This window comes from Shewanella sp. DNRA4 (assembly GCF_012843185.1).
In the GTDB taxonomy this organism is placed as follows: domain Bacteria; phylum Pseudomonadota; class Gammaproteobacteria; order Enterobacterales; family Shewanellaceae; genus Shewanella; species Shewanella xiamenensis.
On record NZ_JABAIP010000003.1, the window covers coordinates 258,165 to 274,445 of the forward strand.

General features: G+C 45.1%; 12 protein-coding genes. 6 read left to right on the forward strand and 6 right to left on the reverse strand.

What is annotated here, in order from left to right; translation table 11 throughout:
- Nucleotides 1-163 precede the first annotated feature (163 nt).
- From HG547_RS04815 to HG547_RS04825, 3 genes are all read left to right on the forward strand, one after another.
- Complete coding sequence (locus tag HG547_RS04815) at nucleotides 164-1,102, forward strand: ABC transporter ATP-binding protein (RefSeq protein ID WP_169547157.1); 939 nt, start codon at nucleotides 164-166, stop codon at nucleotides 1,100-1,102.
- The gene (locus tag HG547_RS04820) at nucleotides 1,099-1,869 is read left to right on the forward strand and encodes an ABC transporter permease (RefSeq protein WP_011715945.1); all 771 of its coding nucleotides are present in this window, start codon (nucleotides 1,099-1,101) and stop codon (nucleotides 1,867-1,869) included. Before HG547_RS04815 ends, HG547_RS04820 begins: the two co-directional genes overlap by 4 nt.
- 835 nt (nucleotides 1,870-2,704) lie before the next feature.
- Nucleotides 2,705-6,481: a S8 family serine peptidase gene (locus HG547_RS04825; RefSeq protein WP_169547158.1), complete on the forward strand. Its 3,777-nt coding sequence runs from the start codon at nucleotides 2,705-2,707 to the stop codon at nucleotides 6,479-6,481.
- A gap of 84 nt (nucleotides 6,482-6,565) precedes the next feature.
- Here the strand turns inward: HG547_RS04825 and asnC are convergent, their stop codons facing one another.
- The gene (gene asnC, locus HG547_RS04830) at nucleotides 6,566-7,027 is read right to left on the reverse strand and encodes a transcriptional regulator AsnC (RefSeq protein WP_011073571.1); all 462 of its coding nucleotides are present in this window, start codon (nucleotides 7,025-7,027) and stop codon (nucleotides 6,566-6,568) included.
- Nucleotides 7,028-7,122: 95 nt separating this feature from the next.
- Nucleotides 7,123-7,800, reverse strand: a complete 678-nt coding sequence (gene rluA, locus HG547_RS04835) for a bifunctional tRNA pseudouridine(32) synthase/23S rRNA pseudouridine(746) synthase RluA (RefSeq protein ID WP_169547159.1) — start codon at nucleotides 7,798-7,800, stop codon at nucleotides 7,123-7,125.
- A gap of 187 nt (nucleotides 7,801-7,987) precedes the next feature.
- Here rluA and HG547_RS04840 point away from each other — a divergent pair, with 187 nt between their 5' ends.
- Nucleotides 7,988-9,904, forward strand: coding sequence for a U32 family peptidase (locus tag HG547_RS04840; RefSeq protein ID WP_169547160.1), 1,917 nt, complete (start codon nucleotides 7,988-7,990; stop codon nucleotides 9,902-9,904).
- 143 nt (nucleotides 9,905-10,047) lie between these two features.
- Nucleotides 10,048-10,422, forward strand: a complete 375-nt coding sequence (locus HG547_RS04845; RefSeq protein ID WP_037421824.1) for a PH domain-containing protein — start codon at nucleotides 10,048-10,050, stop codon at nucleotides 10,420-10,422.
- A gap of 65 nt (nucleotides 10,423-10,487) precedes the next feature.
- Here HG547_RS04845 and HG547_RS04850 read toward each other — a convergent pair whose 3' ends face one another.
- Complete coding sequence (locus HG547_RS04850) at nucleotides 10,488-12,773, reverse strand: toxin-antitoxin system YwqK family antitoxin (protein WP_169547161.1); 2,286 nt, start codon at nucleotides 12,771-12,773, stop codon at nucleotides 10,488-10,490.
- 137 nt (nucleotides 12,774-12,910) lie between these two features.
- Between HG547_RS04850 and HG547_RS04855 the strand changes: the two genes are divergently transcribed.
- Entirely contained in the window at nucleotides 12,911-13,231 is a 321-nt protein-coding gene (locus HG547_RS04855; protein ID WP_055647738.1) for a cupin domain-containing protein, read from the forward strand.
- 3 nt (nucleotides 13,232-13,234) lie between these two features.
- Here HG547_RS04855 and HG547_RS04860 read toward each other — a convergent pair whose 3' ends face one another.
- The 3 genes from HG547_RS04860 to HG547_RS04870 all read right to left on the reverse strand — a co-directional run bounded on the left by HG547_RS04860 (nucleotide 13,235) and on the right by HG547_RS04870 (nucleotide 16,234).
- Nucleotides 13,235-14,407: an AAA family ATPase gene (locus HG547_RS04860; RefSeq protein WP_169547162.1), complete on the reverse strand. Its 1,173-nt coding sequence runs from the start codon at nucleotides 14,405-14,407 to the stop codon at nucleotides 13,235-13,237.
- Between the two features lie 82 nt (nucleotides 14,408-14,489).
- A complete protein-coding gene (locus HG547_RS04865; RefSeq protein ID WP_169547163.1) occupies nucleotides 14,490-15,680 on the reverse strand; it encodes a membrane dipeptidase in 1,191 nt (396 codons plus the stop codon).
- A gap of 110 nt (nucleotides 15,681-15,790) precedes the next feature.
- Nucleotides 15,791-16,234 (reverse strand): SufE family protein, encoded by a 444-nt coding sequence (locus tag HG547_RS04870; RefSeq protein ID WP_169547164.1) that lies wholly within the window; start codon nucleotides 16,232-16,234, stop codon nucleotides 15,791-15,793.
- Nucleotides 16,235-16,281: the final 47 nt, after the last annotated feature.

The window sequence follows — 16,281 nt, forward strand, 5'->3', positions numbered from 1 at the left end:
GACCTATGTGTGTGGAGATCTATTAGTTATTTTTAATAAATTAATAACTATTTTTTCAATCAATTAGAGTCATAATTCGTTTTTATACAGCTTAGCGTATTGCAATTGCTGTTTTCGTCACCATTTTAGTATTTCGTTTATTCTTTCAGGATCAGGTAGCACTATGGCCAAGCATGCCCATGCTCTCGTACTCGAGGGGCTAAAAAAAACCTACAAAGGCGGTGTAGAAGCGGTAAAGGGCATTAGCCTTACCGTTGAACAGGGAGACTTTTTTGCACTGTTAGGCCCTAACGGCGCGGGTAAGTCGACTACCATTGGGATTATCAGCTCCTTAGTGCAGAAAACTGCTGGCTCTGTGCAGGTTTTTGATTTTGATATCGATAAGCAACTCGAGGAAGCCAAGCTGTGCATAGGTTTAGTGCCACAGGAATTTAACTTCAACCAGTTTGAAACTGTGCTGCAAATTGTGGTGAATCAGGCGGGTTATTATGGCGTACCTAAGGCCGTGGCTCTTGAGAGAGCCCAAAAATACTTAAGCCAGCTGGATTTGTGGGAGAAGCGTAATAGTCAGTCTCGCACCTTGTCGGGGGGGATGAAGCGGCGGTTAATGATTGCCCGCGCCCTGATGCACGAACCTAAGTTACTGATCTTAGATGAGCCAACTGCGGGGGTCGATATTGAGCTACGACGTTCAATGTGGGAATTCCTCAAGCAAATTAATCAGCAGGGCGTGACGATCATACTGACCACCCACTATCTTGAAGAAGCTGAAATGTTGTGCCGCAATATCGGCATTATCGATAAGGGCGTGCTGGTGGAGTGTACTAGCATGAAGGCCTTGCTGAGTAAGCTGAATCTTGAAACCTTTATCCTCGACCTTCGCCGCGATATCAATGTCGCGCCAACACTCGATGGCATGGTGTGCCGTTTAACCGATCCGCATACCTTAGAGGTCGATGTGGCAAAGGAGCACAATCTCAACGATGTGTTTACCCAATTAACCGCGGCCAATGTGGAAGTGTTGTCGATGCGCAATAAGTCCAATCGATTAGAAGAATTGTTTGTGGAGTTAGTGAAGAAAACCCAAGGAGCTAAGGCATGAAACAGCTGTATTTTATCGCCTTCAAAAGCATATTAACCAAGGAAATCAATCGTTTTACTCGGATCTGGATCCAGACTTTAGTTCCGCCAGCGATCACTATGACCTTGTATTTTTTGATTTTCGGTAACTTGGTCGGTAGCCGCATTGGCGATATGGGTGGCGTATCTTATATGGAGTTTATCGCGCCAGGTTTAATCATGATGTCGGTGATTACTAACTCCTATTCGAATGTGGCGAGCTCTTTCTATAGCGCGAAATTTCAGCGCAATCTCGAGGAGTTAATGGTCGCACCCGTGCCTCACTATGTGATGATTGCAGGCTATGTGGGTGGCGGTGTCGCTCGGGGCTTATGCGTTGGTTTAATCGTCACGCTAGTTGCCATGTTCTTTGTCGACATCAGCTTGCACCATGCGGGCCTTGTAGTTATGACGGTATTTTTAACCTCAGTGCTGTTCTCCTTAGGGGGATTAATTAATGCGGTATTTGCCAAGAGTTTCGATGATATCAGCATCATCCCGACGTTTGTGCTCACGCCATTAACTTACCTTGGTGGCGTATTTTATTCTCTGTCGTTACTGCCATCCTTTTGGCAAGGCGTGTCGGCACTGAATCCTGTGGTCTATATGATCAACGTCTTCCGTTACGGTTTCTTAGGTTTTGCCGATATCAGCATTCCGCTTTCTATTGGCATTATGGTAGGTTTTTGCGCTGTACTTTGGGGGGTTGCGTATTACCTTATTTCAAGAGGTATTGGGCTGCGTTCGTAGCTAATGTCATGTATTAGTCAAATGAGCTAAAGCCCAAGTCTTGATATCAATGTGTTAATAGTTGCTAAGACTTGGGCGTGGTTAAGCTAGTGTTGTATTTCGTTATCTTCTCTTACTCGTTGGGGATTTTATTATCTTTTATTAGGAATTTTATCGTTGTGATTTTCAAATTCTGCCCTAACAACTGTATTGTCTGAGCCCGTTAGCTATACCCATAGGTTTAATTTTATCGGAATAAGTTCTTGTCCTTATAGCAAACTCAACATGCCTATAAACAATTTGCCATACGGTTTAAATGTTGTTTTCTCTTACTCGCAATACGTCGCCAAATCTTCACAGTTATTAATTGATGGCTTTTATGATGGATATTCTGGAGGCATTGAACAATTGAGTCGTAATGAAAGACTACATAGGAAATGGGATATCTTTTAAGAACTAGTTTTCTTTAAGGTTCTGTTTTTATTTTGTTTTATCTATTCTGTGCTGTGTTAACTATCTAAAGAGTAAAGGTTTTGTTGATATTGGATAAGTTCTAAAATTTATTAACTTATGGGGTCAATTACTGTTATTTCGGTCTAGAAAAATAAGCTTATAGGCCATTTGGCTTGAAAAAAGCACCTATAGATACGTAATTAATTCTTAATGTGTTCGTTTTGTTGTCGTTGTGGTTCTTATGTGTTAAAAATGTTTTTAACTATTGTTTCAAAGTTGGCGATAATGGCCCTAATGTTTGTAGAGTTTTCTACAACCTTGCTTCTATTGCTTAGTTCGATGAAATGTTAGTTATTATAAAAACATAATAAAATCAGTTGTATATTTGACAAGGAAACAGCAAATGAAGAATAAAATTGCGCTAGCAGTATCTGCCGCACTATTATCGATGGGAGCTTCCGCAGGTAATATCCCCCATAGCGTTGCCAATGTTACAGTCTCCAAACCATCTAATGTTCTAGAGCAAATTCCAGTTCAACACTCAAAACCAATTGCTGCGGTTGTCGGGACTAACCAAGCAGTCTTCACTCCTGAAGCAGATTTGGCTCCTGGTAAATATCGTTACTTTATTCGTTTAGCTGATAGCCCTGTCGCCCTGTACGAGGGGGGCGTGGAAGGCTTTAAAGCCACCAGCCCTGAAAAAAATCAAGTTCGCAAACTAGATGTAAAGAGTGCAGCAGTTAAATCATACCGCCAATATCTTACTAACCAGCAAGATAGTTTTATTGCGAAGGCGAAATCAGTTGTCGGTGAATTAAATGTTCAACAAAGAACAGCCTTGGCTTATAACGGCTTGGTTGTTGAAATGTCACAAAACGACGCGATTAAATTAGCTAAAGTGGCTGGTGTAGTTCATATCCAGCGTGAAACGTTACGTTATGTTCAAACCGATTCTGGTCCAAATATCATTAAGGCTCCTACTATTTGGAGTGGTGATGCGACGGGTGTAGCGACAAAGGGTGAAGGTATGATCGTTGGTATCATTGATACTGGCGTTAACATAGACCATCCTTCCTTTGCTGACAAAGGCGGTGATGGTTATGATCACACTAACCCTTGGGGTGAAAATAACTACTCTGGTGACTGTAAAGCCGACTTCCCTGAATTATGTAATGATAAATTAATTGGGGTTCACAGTTGGCCAGCTGTGACCAAATTGTATCTTGATTATGATGTTACTGTACCTGCCAATGGTGAAGACCACAACGGGCATGGTTCGCATACTGCAAGTACAACAGCGGGTAACGTGCTAGTTAATCAAAATGTTCCAGATGTTGATGGTAAAGACTCTGGCGTAGTATTTGAGCAGGTATCAGGTGTTGCTCCACATGCCAACATTGTTTCATATCAAGTTTGTTTACCTGGCGAGAAAGATAAGATCAATTTTGCAGGTTGCTTACCCTCTTTGACTGTGCTTGCTGTTGAGCATGCCATCGAAAATGGCATAGACGTATTAAACTATTCCATTGGTGGTGGTTCTAGTAACCCTTGGCAAGATGCGGATGCATTAGCATTTTTATCTGCTCGTAAAGCCGGTATTCATGTAGCAACTTCGGCGGGTAACGATGGTCCAGATGCCGGTACAGTTGGTTCACCAGGTGATGCTCCTTGGATTACAACTGTTGCCGCTTACACTCATGACCGCGATTTTTCTGATAAAACACTTAGTGGCTTTACTGGTGGTGATACGGCTGCTCCAGGGACACTAACTGGTAAGGCAATGACTGGTGCCTATAGTGGCAAAATTGTGTATGCAGGTGATTTTACAAACGCTAATGATCCAGGCGCAGATCCTGCACAATGTTTAAAACCTTTCCCTGCTAATACTTTTGCTGCGGACACTATTGTTGTGTGTGACCGTGGTGAAATTGCACGTGTTGATAAAGGCCGTAACGTAAAAGCTGGTGGGGCAGCAGCTCTGGTACTGGCAAACGTCACTGGTGGTGCTGATAGTGTGGTTGCTGATGCGCATGTATTGCCAGCGATTAATATTAATGCAGCTCAAGGCGATAAATTACGTGCTTGGTTAGCTAGTGGTGAAGGCCACACCGCGATTATTTCTGGTTCTGAAGTTATACATGATGATAAGCTAGCTCGCATTGCGGCAGAGTTTACTTCTCGTGGACCTAACAAGTCTGTACCTAACGTGATTGCACCATCAATCGCGGCACCAGGTGTGAACATATTTGCCGCTTATGCCGATTCACAATCTGCTGGCTTTAAAGAAAACCCTGATCCTAGCAATTTCGGTTTCTTAAGCGGAACCTCCATGGCGAGTCCGCATATTGCTGGTGCATTAACCCTGCTTGCTAAAATTCATCCAACATGGACACCAGCAGAAATTCAATCTGCATTAATGTTAACTGCAAACCAAAATACGCTGAAAGAAGATGGTAAAACACCTTCAGATTTCTTTGATATGGGCGCAGGTTTTGCCAATTTAGAAGCTGCAGCTAAGACTGGTTTGGTTATGGATGAGTCTTATGTTAACTACCTAAAAGCAGACCCTATGGTTGGTGGTAAACCTGAAGCTATTAACTTACCGACAATGGCAAATGCTGCTTGTGTTGATAAGTGCACTTGGACCCGTGTTGTTAAAGCAACCGTTGCAGGCAGTTGGAAAGCCTCTGCAGTAGGTATGGTTGATGGTTTTGCGCTTGCTGTATCGCCTGCTGAATTTACGTTAGCTGCGGGTGAAACTAAAGAGTTAACTATCACTGCTGATGTATCTGCGGCTGATGAAGGTTGGAATTTCGCCAACATTAAATTGGTGGCGGACAACTTACCCGAGGTTAAGCTACCTGTGGCAGTTAAAGCTGAAGGTAATAACTTACCTGATAGCATTAACCTTGAAGCTGGACGTACACAAGGTAGCATGACGTACAGTGGTTATGTCGTTAAAGGACAAACCGGTATGTCTATCAATGTCTACGACAAGGCAACCGATTTGATCGAACCTAGTACTCTTAAGGTTCCTGATGGTGATTTAGATTATATTGCTGTGACTTTCCCAGAAGATTTGCCGAATGTTCAGTTCAAAATTTCTTCTGAGACCGCGCCTGATGTCGATCTACGCATTCTGAACTCTTCTTTCGTTAAGATAGGTTCAAGTGCTGGTCCAAATTCAGATGAAGTTGTATCGTTTACAGATTTGCCTGCGGGTCAATACTATGTGGTTGTTGATGGCTATACAGCTTCAGCTCCTGGCGCGGTAGATGATGTATTAGTCGAAATATCATCAGTTATGTTTGATGCGGATTCACTCAGTGACTCGGTAATGACGAAAGTGTCAGAGTCAGACGGTGAGGTAAGCATTACTTTTGATTGGAATACTAAACAAAGTACCGCAGGTATCTTAGCTGCACTTGCAAGCGATGGTAGTGTGATAAAGCAGATTCCATTCAAGTTAACACGTAAAGACGATGTGACTGTTTCTACAGATCTTTCCAGTACTATGGTTGCGGGAGAAGCGAGCCACATTAGCTTTGATATTGAGCCTAACTTAACCTCCGAAGATAAAGTGTATTCGTTAGAAGCACTGTTATCTCAAGGTCATGAAATTAAGAATATTAGTCATGATGGGGTATTAACTGATACCAATATTAAATGGTCAGTGACTCAGCCGGCTGGTTCGAGTGAAATCTTGTCCGTTGGCTTTGATCTCATCCCTCGTAAGTCTGGTGAATTCTTCGCTATCAATCTATCGAATACGTTAGGCGATGATACTGTTGAAATGCAGCGTCAATTTGGTGTTATCCAAGTTGCTCCTGTGGCAGATATTTCTGCCCCAACGAAAGTGAAGGAAGGTGCAACAGTGGCGATTTCTGGTAAAGGATCGTCAGATGCTAATAACGATGCTTTAACCTATAAATGGGTTCAAACAGCGGGTGCTGTAGCTACATTCAATGCTACCGCCAGTGACATTAGCTTCACTGCTCCGTCAGTACCGCCTGAAGGTGAAACACTGTCATTTGAACTGACTGTTTCAGATAGCCATGGCAACATGGATACTAAGACAGTCTCTGTGATGGTTGAAAACCAGCCTGAAGATGGTGGTTCACTTGGTTGGTTAAGTTTGTTAATGCTACCAGCTGTGTGGTTACGTCGTAAAATTAAGTAATGAGGCAAGGGTAGAACTATTGATATTTGATAGTTCTATTCTATTGTTTAGTCTAGAAAACATCGCTCTTTGAGCGATGTTTTTTTATGGCTTCACCGCTCTTGTGATAGGGTTTTGCAGGCTGATCAGGGTTTCAGTCGATTGAATTTCGTCGATTGATTGGATGCGGTTAATCAGCACATGTTGCAGGCCATCGATGGATTGGCACATGACTTTGACAAAAATGCTGTAGTTGCCAGTGGTATAGTAGGCTTCAACCACTTCTTCTAGGGCGTTTAGCTTGGCGATGGCGGCGGGGTAGTCGCCAGCACTTTTGAGATTAATTCCGATAAAACAGCAGACATCGTAACCCAGTGCCTTGGGATTGATGGTGATCTGGGCACCCGTGATAATCCCCGCTTGTTTCATTTTCTCGACACGCACATGAATGGTACCCGCACTCACGCCGAAACGTTTGGCAAGTTCGGCAAAAGGTGTGCGCGCGTCTTGCATTAAGGCTTCGAGGATATGGTTATCTAGCTGATCACGCTGAAATGCGGTTTCCATAAATAAACTCTCTATAACATAATGAATTGTCATAAAGTTACGTTTTTTTATAGGGAATGGCTACTGCTTTTGCGTTTTTTAATTGTTTTTAGTGATCATTGCTCACCTTCCGGTTCGCAAAAGGAGGCATTAGCGCTGAATGTCATAGGTTCACCCGTATATGGGTGTTTGATCGTAAGCTCTGCGGCGTGGAGTAATAATCGCGGTGCTAAGGATTTGGCCAGTGGATCGGCGTAAAAGCCATCGCCTAGGATCGGATGCCCAAGTGCCATCATATGCACTCTGAGTTGGTGTGAGCGCCCAGTAATCGGCTTGAGTTTAACCAGCGTCGAGCGCTTGGCGCGGCTTAACACTTCAAAATGGGTCAATGATGGCTTGCCAATGTCGTGGTCAACTTTCTGTTTTGGGCGATTGGGCCAGTCGCAGATCAGCGGATAATCTACGCTACCTGTATCGTTTTTGACATGACCGGCGACTCTGGCGAGATAGGTTTTGCTGGTTTCTCTATCATGAAACTGGCGTTTTAATTCGCGTTCGGCGCTACGAATGAGCGCAACCACTACTACACCTGAGGTCGCCATATCAAGGCGATGGACGATTTGGCAATGCGGATGCTCAGCTTTTACTCGGGCGTACACACTGTCGTAATGGGCGGGATCGCGACCAGGCACTGATAACAACCCCGAAGGCTTGTTGACGACGATAATGTCTTTATCTTGGTAAAGCACATCGAGCCAGGGAGTTGTTGGTGGTTGGTAAATAAAATCAGTCATAATCGCGCCTATTCAATAATGCGCGGCAAAGATACTCCGCTAGGCTCTGGGGTGCAAGTTTGTTGTCTCTCCTCCTGAGTTCGCCTCGCTTTAATCCAGCGAAAAATGATTTGCAGATAGAGCTGGATTTGAGTTTTTGTTATACTCGTCACCTTTTTCGTTATTGTTCATTTTGAGCCTGTGAAGTATGAGCCAGCCAGAGATTTACACCCCTGAGACACTTTCTCACGTTAATAACCGTCTAGAGTTATTGGCGCCAGCAAAAAATGCCGATTATGGTATTGAAGCCATTCGCCATGGTGCCGATGCGGTTTATATCGGTGGTCCAGCATTTGGGGCGCGTGCGACGGCGGGTAACAGTGTGGAAGATATCGCTCGCCTATGTGCTTTTGCACACAAGTATCATGCTCAAGTGTTTGTCGCCCTCAATACGATTCTGATGGACGATGAGCTCGAAACCGCAGAAAAACTGATTTGGGATGTGTATAACGCGGGCGCCGATGCACTGATTGTGCAGGACATGGGCGTATTGCAACTTAACCTGCCGCCGATTGCGCTGCATGCTAGTACGCAAATGGACAACCGTAATCCCGAAAAAGTTGCCTTCTTAGAGCAAGTGGGATTCTCGCAGGTGGTATTGGCGCGCGAGCTGGGCTTAAGCCAAATCCGTGAGGTTGCGGCTCATACCAATATGCAGATTGAGTTCTTTATCCACGGCGCCCTGTGTGTGGCCTACAGTGGATTATGTAACTTAAGCCATGCTTTTAGTAATCGCAGTGCTAACCGCGGTGAATGTTCGCAAATGTGTCGTTTGCCGGGCAATCTAAAGACTCGCCAAGGGGATGTGTTAGCACAAAACGAACACTTACTCTCATTAAAAGATAATAATCAAACCGATAACCTCGAAGCCCTGATAGATGCTGGCGTGCGTTCGTTCAAAATCGAGGGGCGTTTAAAAGATTTAAGTTATGTAAAAAACGTGACTGCTCATTATCGCCAAAAACTCGATGCCATTATGGCGCGTCGCCCTGAGTTTGTGGCTTCATCCCATGGCCGTACTGAGCATACTTTTACCCCAGATCCCGAAAAAACCTTTAATCGTGGCAGCACCGACTATTTTGTCCATGAGCGTAGCCAAGGGATTAAAGATTTTCGCTCGCCAAAATATATTGGCCAAGATGTGGGTAAAGTGGTCGCTCTTGGTAAGGATTTTATTCAAGTCAGTTCAACCCACGAATTTAATAACGGTGATGGGTTAGCGTATTTTCCACCCAATTATGCGATGGCAAAGCAGTCCGACGACAAGTTGCAAGGTTTACGGGTAAACCGCGCCGAAGGCCATAAGCTGCATGTGTTACAAGTTCCACGGGATTTACGTGTTGGTATGACTTTATACCGTAACCATAATCAGGCATTTGAAGCCTTGTTAGCGAAAGAGTCGGCCAAGCGAATTATCGGCGTAGATATGCGTTTAACCGATACCGCCAGGGGCGTAGCGCTGACTTTAACCGATATCTACGGCCTCAGTGCTACGGTTGAGTTGGAAGTTGAAAAGACGCCCGCCACCGACGCTGAAAAAACCTTGCAGACGATTCGTACACAATTATCGAAGCTTGGCAGTACCGATTTTACGGCGCGCCAGATTAGTATCGAAACTGCTCATCCTTGGTTCCTGCCTGCTTCAACCCTTAACGGCCTGCGCCGTGATGCGGTAGCGGCATTAGAACTTGCCCGTGTAGAGGGCTACCAACGGCCAAAACCTTGGAAATATAACCAAGATGCTGTGTATCCATTCAAACACTTAAGTTACTTGGGTAACGTGGCAAACGAAAAGGCCAAAGATTTTTATCAACGCCATGGCGTGATTGAAATTCAGGATACCTACGAGAAAAACGGCGTGACTGAAGACGTGCCTTTGATGGTGACTAAGCACTGCCTGAGATTTAACTTTAATCTTTGTCCTAAGGAAGTGCCGGGAATTAAGGCCGATCCTATGGTGCTCGAAATCGGTAACGATGTACTTAAGTTAGTATTTGATTGCCCTAAGTGCGAGATGCTGGTTGTCGGTGAAAACCGTCAGGTTCGCGGCCAAAAAGCGCTTTAATTAACGCCTTCATAGTAAGGGAGCATTGAGCATTCAATGCTCCCTTTTTTTATTGTTTTTCAGCTGCTCAGCTTTCTCATTGTTGCCTATGGGTTACTGAAAGGATACTTTATTGAAAAATTTTAATAATAAAGGATGTCAGCATGGGACTATTAGATGGGTTGCTCGGAAATGCTTCTGAGGTGAATTTACAGGAGCTGGCCGAAGAGCTGCGCCCAATCATGGGGATTCAGGAAGAATTAAAGCTGGCCTATAAAGTGGTCCGTGATCTGTTTGTATTTACCAATAAGCGCTTGATCTTAATTGATAAGCAAGGGCTCACGGGCCAAAAGACCAGCTATCACTCCGTGCCCTATAAATCCATCACCCATTTTGAAGTGGAAACTACAGGCCATTTCGATATGGATGCCGAGCTAAGAATTTGGATTTCAGGTCGAAGTGAGCCACTGGTAAAAGAGCTTAAGCGCGGCACCGATGTGGTCGGGATCCAAAAGACTATCGCCACTTTCGCACTGTAGTCTTTTGATTTAATACTTTTATATCAAGATATTATAAGCAAGCAGGTGTGCTTGCTTATATCCAATCAATTTAATACTCGGTAGTTTATGTCGTTAGACTGTTCTATCGGTTTGCCGCTCATAGTGTAAGTTTCTGATAGTGTGATTCGACCTTGCTCATCATATTGATTATGGATGCCGACCCAAAATTGCTCTTCTCCTTGGAAGTGTAGGTTACCCTCCTCAGCGATTTGGCTGTTGGGGTGATAGCGCTTCATGGCGTAGAGTTGGCTATCTGGGTCAAATTTTAAATGATAAGAGAGGATAGGAGCGGGTTGTTTTGCTTGCTGCCAGGTTGCGGTGTCTGCTCCAGTTGAAGTCACTTCTGTAAGATTCAAGTGAGTTTTATCAGCACCAGCTTGAATTGTTGCAGTTTGTTCCTGTGTATCCTCTGCGCCATCAAAATAATGGCGGCTTTCATTGAGCTTACCATCGTCGCTGAGCCACGCTTCACGATACAGTTGCCCTTGAGGCGTAAATCGTTGCCAATGGCCGACATCAAGGTAATCACCATCGATATAGGTGATAAAACCCGTTTCGATGAGTTTGCCTTGTTCAGAAAAGGATTTTGAGCTGTATCGTTCTCCTTCTAGGCGAGTTAACAACCAACGAATTGTCCCATCTTGATAGTATTCTATCCGAGTATCAGGAGTGCCTTCTTGATAGTATTGCCTTTGATTATTCTCAAGATTATAGCCGCAGCGAGTATTTGAGTGGCTCTCAAAGGATTCAAGGATGCCCTGCTTGTTGTAGGCGCTACTTTGTTTGAGATAACCCTGTCCCTCTCGAACGACATATTCTGTAATAGTGCGGATAGTGCCGTCTTCATAAAACCAGCGCGCTGTGCCATCACGATTGCCTTGGGTATGGGGCAAATACATTTGAATTTGTTGGTTTTCATAGTATTCAATAAAAGGCGCGATCGAGAGATTATGTCGATATTGACCTTCGGCAGATAGGACTCCGCTCTCATAGTAACTGCGAAATAATCCTTCTCTTAAGCCCTTTTCAAGGTAGATTTCAAGGGCGAGTTGGCCATTTTCATGGTACCAAGTGGCAAGGCCCTGTTCATGGCCATTTTCAAAGGGAATGCACTGTTCTAACTGCCCATTGGGATACCATTGTTCACTGTTGCCATGGGCGATACCGTTACTAAAATTGAGCTGCTTGGCGAGTACGCCATTGGGGTGCCATTCTTGACGTAGGCCTTCATTTACCCCCTGTGAATTGAGTTGTACTCGCCAAGCGAGTTGGCCGTCTTCATAGTAAGTTTCAATGCGTTTGCCCACCTGATTGAAGTGGACTTCTTGCTTCAGATTGCCATTGGGATGATACCAAAGCTCGTTAACAGGCTTACCCATATCATGGGTTAATTCGGCTTGCAGCTTGCCATCCTCATAGTACATATACTCAATTCCGTGGATGTGATTTGCCACCATTGGGCGCGTCAGCCATAGATTGCCAGATTCATAATAGCGTTTTAACTGATTGATATAATTGCCTTCGCTATCCTTTTCTGCGGTTTCCCTTATCTGACCATTACTATGGTAGTAGGTGAGTAACATACCATCGAGCTGGCGTTCTTCGACTTGATTGATTTTTCCTTCATGGTCGTACCAAGTTTGGCGGCCAAGTTGTTGGTCATTAACGAAATGCCCCTCAAATTGCAGTACACCTAAGGCATTGAGCTGGCGCGTTATCCCGTTGCGCTCACCAAAGTAATTGCAATCTACCGCCTGAGTGATGTTAGGGGATAGGGTGATTATCCTCAGCAGCGAGCGCCCTTGCTCGGTATGAATTTGATGTAAAGTACGCTGCAATTTCCCTGTGAGGCTGGAGAAATCTTGCATATCGCCTTGAACGGTATGGGCTGAGTCGATAATAAAATGGCAAGTCACTAAATCTTGCAGATTATGAAGCTCCACTTGCCATAGTGTTTGCTTGGCATTATTGGGATGAGGGAGCAGGCTGCAGGTTTTATCTTTGCCTAGATAAAAATATTGCTCAGGTCCATTGACCTCAATGCTGTCAAACTGAGTATCGTGAAAAGTACAGTACTCATGTTTATGTTCCCAGCCAAGGAGTTCAATGGTTTGCGGGTTATCAAAATAATATCGATTTATCGCTGCCTGAGTATCCACTCGATTGGCTTGCGCCGGAGTGGCCTGGATGGCAAGGCTAAAATAAGGCTTAAACGAGGAGGCTGCTTGAGTGGCTTGCGGCCGAGCTGCTTGAGATGGAATGTCTTGCTGGACGCCGCGTTTTTCTTTGGTATTAAACAACTTTGCTTTAAATGCGTTCAACAACGACATAGGTCAACATCTCCAAATCCATATGATACAACTAACTTATCTGGTAAATTTCTTAAGTCAAATAGGCCTATGATAACGGGTTATACTTTGGTTTCTCAATAGATTATCTTGCCCTTAAGTCGAGATCTGGATTCATGATGCTACAAAATTTTTATCAGTCACTCCCAAGTGATCTTTCACAAGAAGTGTTTGAAACCCTTGCCGGAAATGGCAATGTGAAGATTGAGCGCATTATCTCCAAAGGCCATTCAACCCCTGAGGGTGATTGGTACGATCAAACACAATATGAATGGGTGATGTTGCTCAAAGGAGAGGCGCAACTCGAATTTGAGCAAGGTAGATTGTTAACACTTAAACCAGGAGATTATCTCACCATCGCGCCCCATGAAAAACACCGCGTCGCTTCGACTTGTATACAGGGCGAAACCCTATGGCTGGCGGTATTTTATGATGCGTGAGGTCTAGCTGTTTTGCCATTGCCAACTGGGTGTATTGAGCAAATCCTGACCTAAGATTTGAGTTTGCCCTAGGGTTTTATCCAGAGCCAAAGTATTACATTCCTCAAACTGACTTAAGGCATTGATTAATCGATTAGCGTGTGACACTACCCATAATTGACATACCTCGGACGCCTTAGCGATAAGTCTCGCTAATGCGTGTAATAAATCAGGATGCAGGCTTGTTTCGGGTTCGTTTAACACCATGAGTTCCGGTGGTCTTGGAGTCAACAGGGCGGCAATTAACAGTAAATATCTCAGTGTGCCATCGGATAACTCGCTCGCATGCAGTGGTCTTAATAAACCTTGCTGATGAAATTCAAGTTGTAGGATCCCGCCCGCTTGAGGCGTGATACGAACCTTCGCTCCCGGAAAGGCATCGCTCACCGCATGGTCAAAAGCGCTCTTATCGCCAATTTCAAAAATAGTTTGTATAGCAGAGGGAAGATCCCGGCCATCATGGTGTAGCACGGGCGTTGCTGTACCAAGTTGAGGGCGGCGGGCCGGAGCCTCGGCATCGGTTCTAAAATGATCATAAAAACGCCAAGCACGAATGCTATCCCTTAGCGTTAACACTTCAGGGCTGCGTTCTGGATCAGCAAGTTCGGTAAACATACTGTCACCGGTTTGCAGGTGTGCGCTTAGGGTAATCCAGCCTTGGCCATCTTGGCTGCGACTTTTCACCATAGGGCCGCGACGCTCGACTAAGACGCTTGCTGGACGGTATTTTGCACCATTCCAAATCGCCTCTCGTTTGATTTGGGGATCTAAGCCAAAGAGGGTCGTCGAGTCGGGTTTGGGCAGGCCAAGTTCAATCAGATAACTAAAATCTTCGCCCGCAAAGCCTAGCTTTAGGCGTTTTGGCGCTTGCCTTACGGTCGCTTCGATGGGGGTATCACCTGCTAACATGCCCTTGGTCAGATTCTCAGGTCCAGCCCAAAAACAGGAATCTAAGCCGCCCTCTTGTGCTAAAGCATTGACTACGCCACCCTGCGCCGTTTGCGCTAATAGACGTAATGCTTTGTATAAATTAGATTTGCCACTACCGTTAGCGCCAGTGACGACATTAAGTCGGCCCAGGAGTAAGACGACTTCCCTTAAGGTGCGGTAGTTAGAGATGGCAAGTGTGGTTAGCATAGTTATCCTGTTAGGTTTCCCATCATCCTCGAGTAAGCTGTCTTGGAGCTGTTATCTAAGTACCAGTTATGCGGTGATGGATTTAGATTAATACTTGATTTAACACTCGTTGCCAGTTGCCGCCCATAAAGCGGTCGCGGTCGGTCGATTTAAATCGGGCCTTGGCTAGGGCATCATCAATCCGACTCATGCGTTCGATATGGTTTAACTCAGGGATCACTACATGCCTTGGCTCAGCATCAAAGCCTAATACTTTTTTGGCCCTTAGGCTGTACCACCAATCTTGGTATTCTTTAATGCCTTGGGCATTATCGTTATTCAGGGCTAACAGATTTTCTTGGCCTCTGAGCGGAAAATCGTTGGCGATGGCCACACAATCAACTCCACCTATACGTGCAACATATTCTAACTGACGAATATAGTCATTGATCGTTGGGACGGCCTTATTGGTGAGCCAAAAGCTCATCATAAAGACACCAAAAACACCACCTGAATTAGCAATAGCACGGATCACTTCATCTGGGCTACAACGGGCATGTTTAACGATCCCGCGCGTCGCGCCATGGCTTTGAACGATTGGCGCGCGGCTCAGTTTAGCCACATCTAACGCGGTCTGGGCGCTTGAGTGGCTCACATCGATTAATATATTGGCTTGGTTGAGTTTTGCGATAAGCGCTCGCCCATGATTCGTCAGCGGTTTATTGAGTCCGCCATTGGCATCGTTATCTAGCGCTCCGCCCGCAAAGGTATTGCCATAATGGTGAGTGAGTTGCAGTGCGCGTAGGCCTTGGCGATGAAACTCATCGACACGGGCCCATTGGTTGGCATCACTATCATCTTCAACACAGTCCGCACCTTGGATTTGAAAGAAAACTGCCGTGCGATTGCTCTCCCTCGCAAGCTGGATATCGCGTCCTGTTAAGCCTTGTAAGAGGATATCGGGATGCTCGCTCACCCGTTTTGCTGCTTGCTGGATGCTGTCCAGGCAGGCTTTGTAGGTTCGCTTGTAGTTTAAGGTGCCGTCGGCTTGTTCAATGGTTTCAATGGCGGAGATATCACACAGAAAGGCATCGAGGCCTGAGGCGCGAACATCGGCTAAATCATCGGGCAAAAAGGATAAACCATCGATATATAAGCGCCGTGCACGTGGCGGGAGGGGCGCGGCAAGACTAGAGAAACTGGCAAAAGGGCTTAATGCACTGGCGGCGCTCAATCCAGTAACTGCACTGAGGCCTTTGAGCAGCGTTCGGCGACGGTGATTGATAGCCTTCATGGACGTGCACTCTCCTTTAGATTAAGCTCATTTGTACTTCTTTATACCCTGTTAAAGCATAGAAGTCTTTGATTAAATCCCTCTTTTGTCGATTTAACCCGCAGATTGATTTAGGGTTTTACCGCATCAATTATTGCCTTAGCTAAGGCATGTAAGCCGTTGGTTCGTGAGGGACTTAATTGGCCCTCTAGTCCTAATTGTTTGAAATAGGCGGAAGGGTCGAAGGCGAGTATTTCGTCGCTCTGTTTGCCGTGACAGGCACTCAATAGTAAACCGATTAACCCCTTCACGATGCGCGCATCACTATCGGCCAGAAAATAATGCTTACCGTCTTGCTCAATATGGTACAGCCAGGCATCACTCTCGCAGCCCTTCACTTGAGCAGACTCAAGGCGAAGCTCATTGGTTAAGCTCGGTAATACTTTACCTAACAACATGATTTGGCGATATCTTTCCTGCCAGTTTGGTGCCTGCTCAAACCGTGCTAGTAATGTCGCTGCATCCTCAACCTGATAAGCAAAATCGGTTGCTGGAGGCATGATTGGCAATGTCATGGGGAACTATCCTCTTTTTATCTGTTTTGCTTATGGCTTTAAGGATA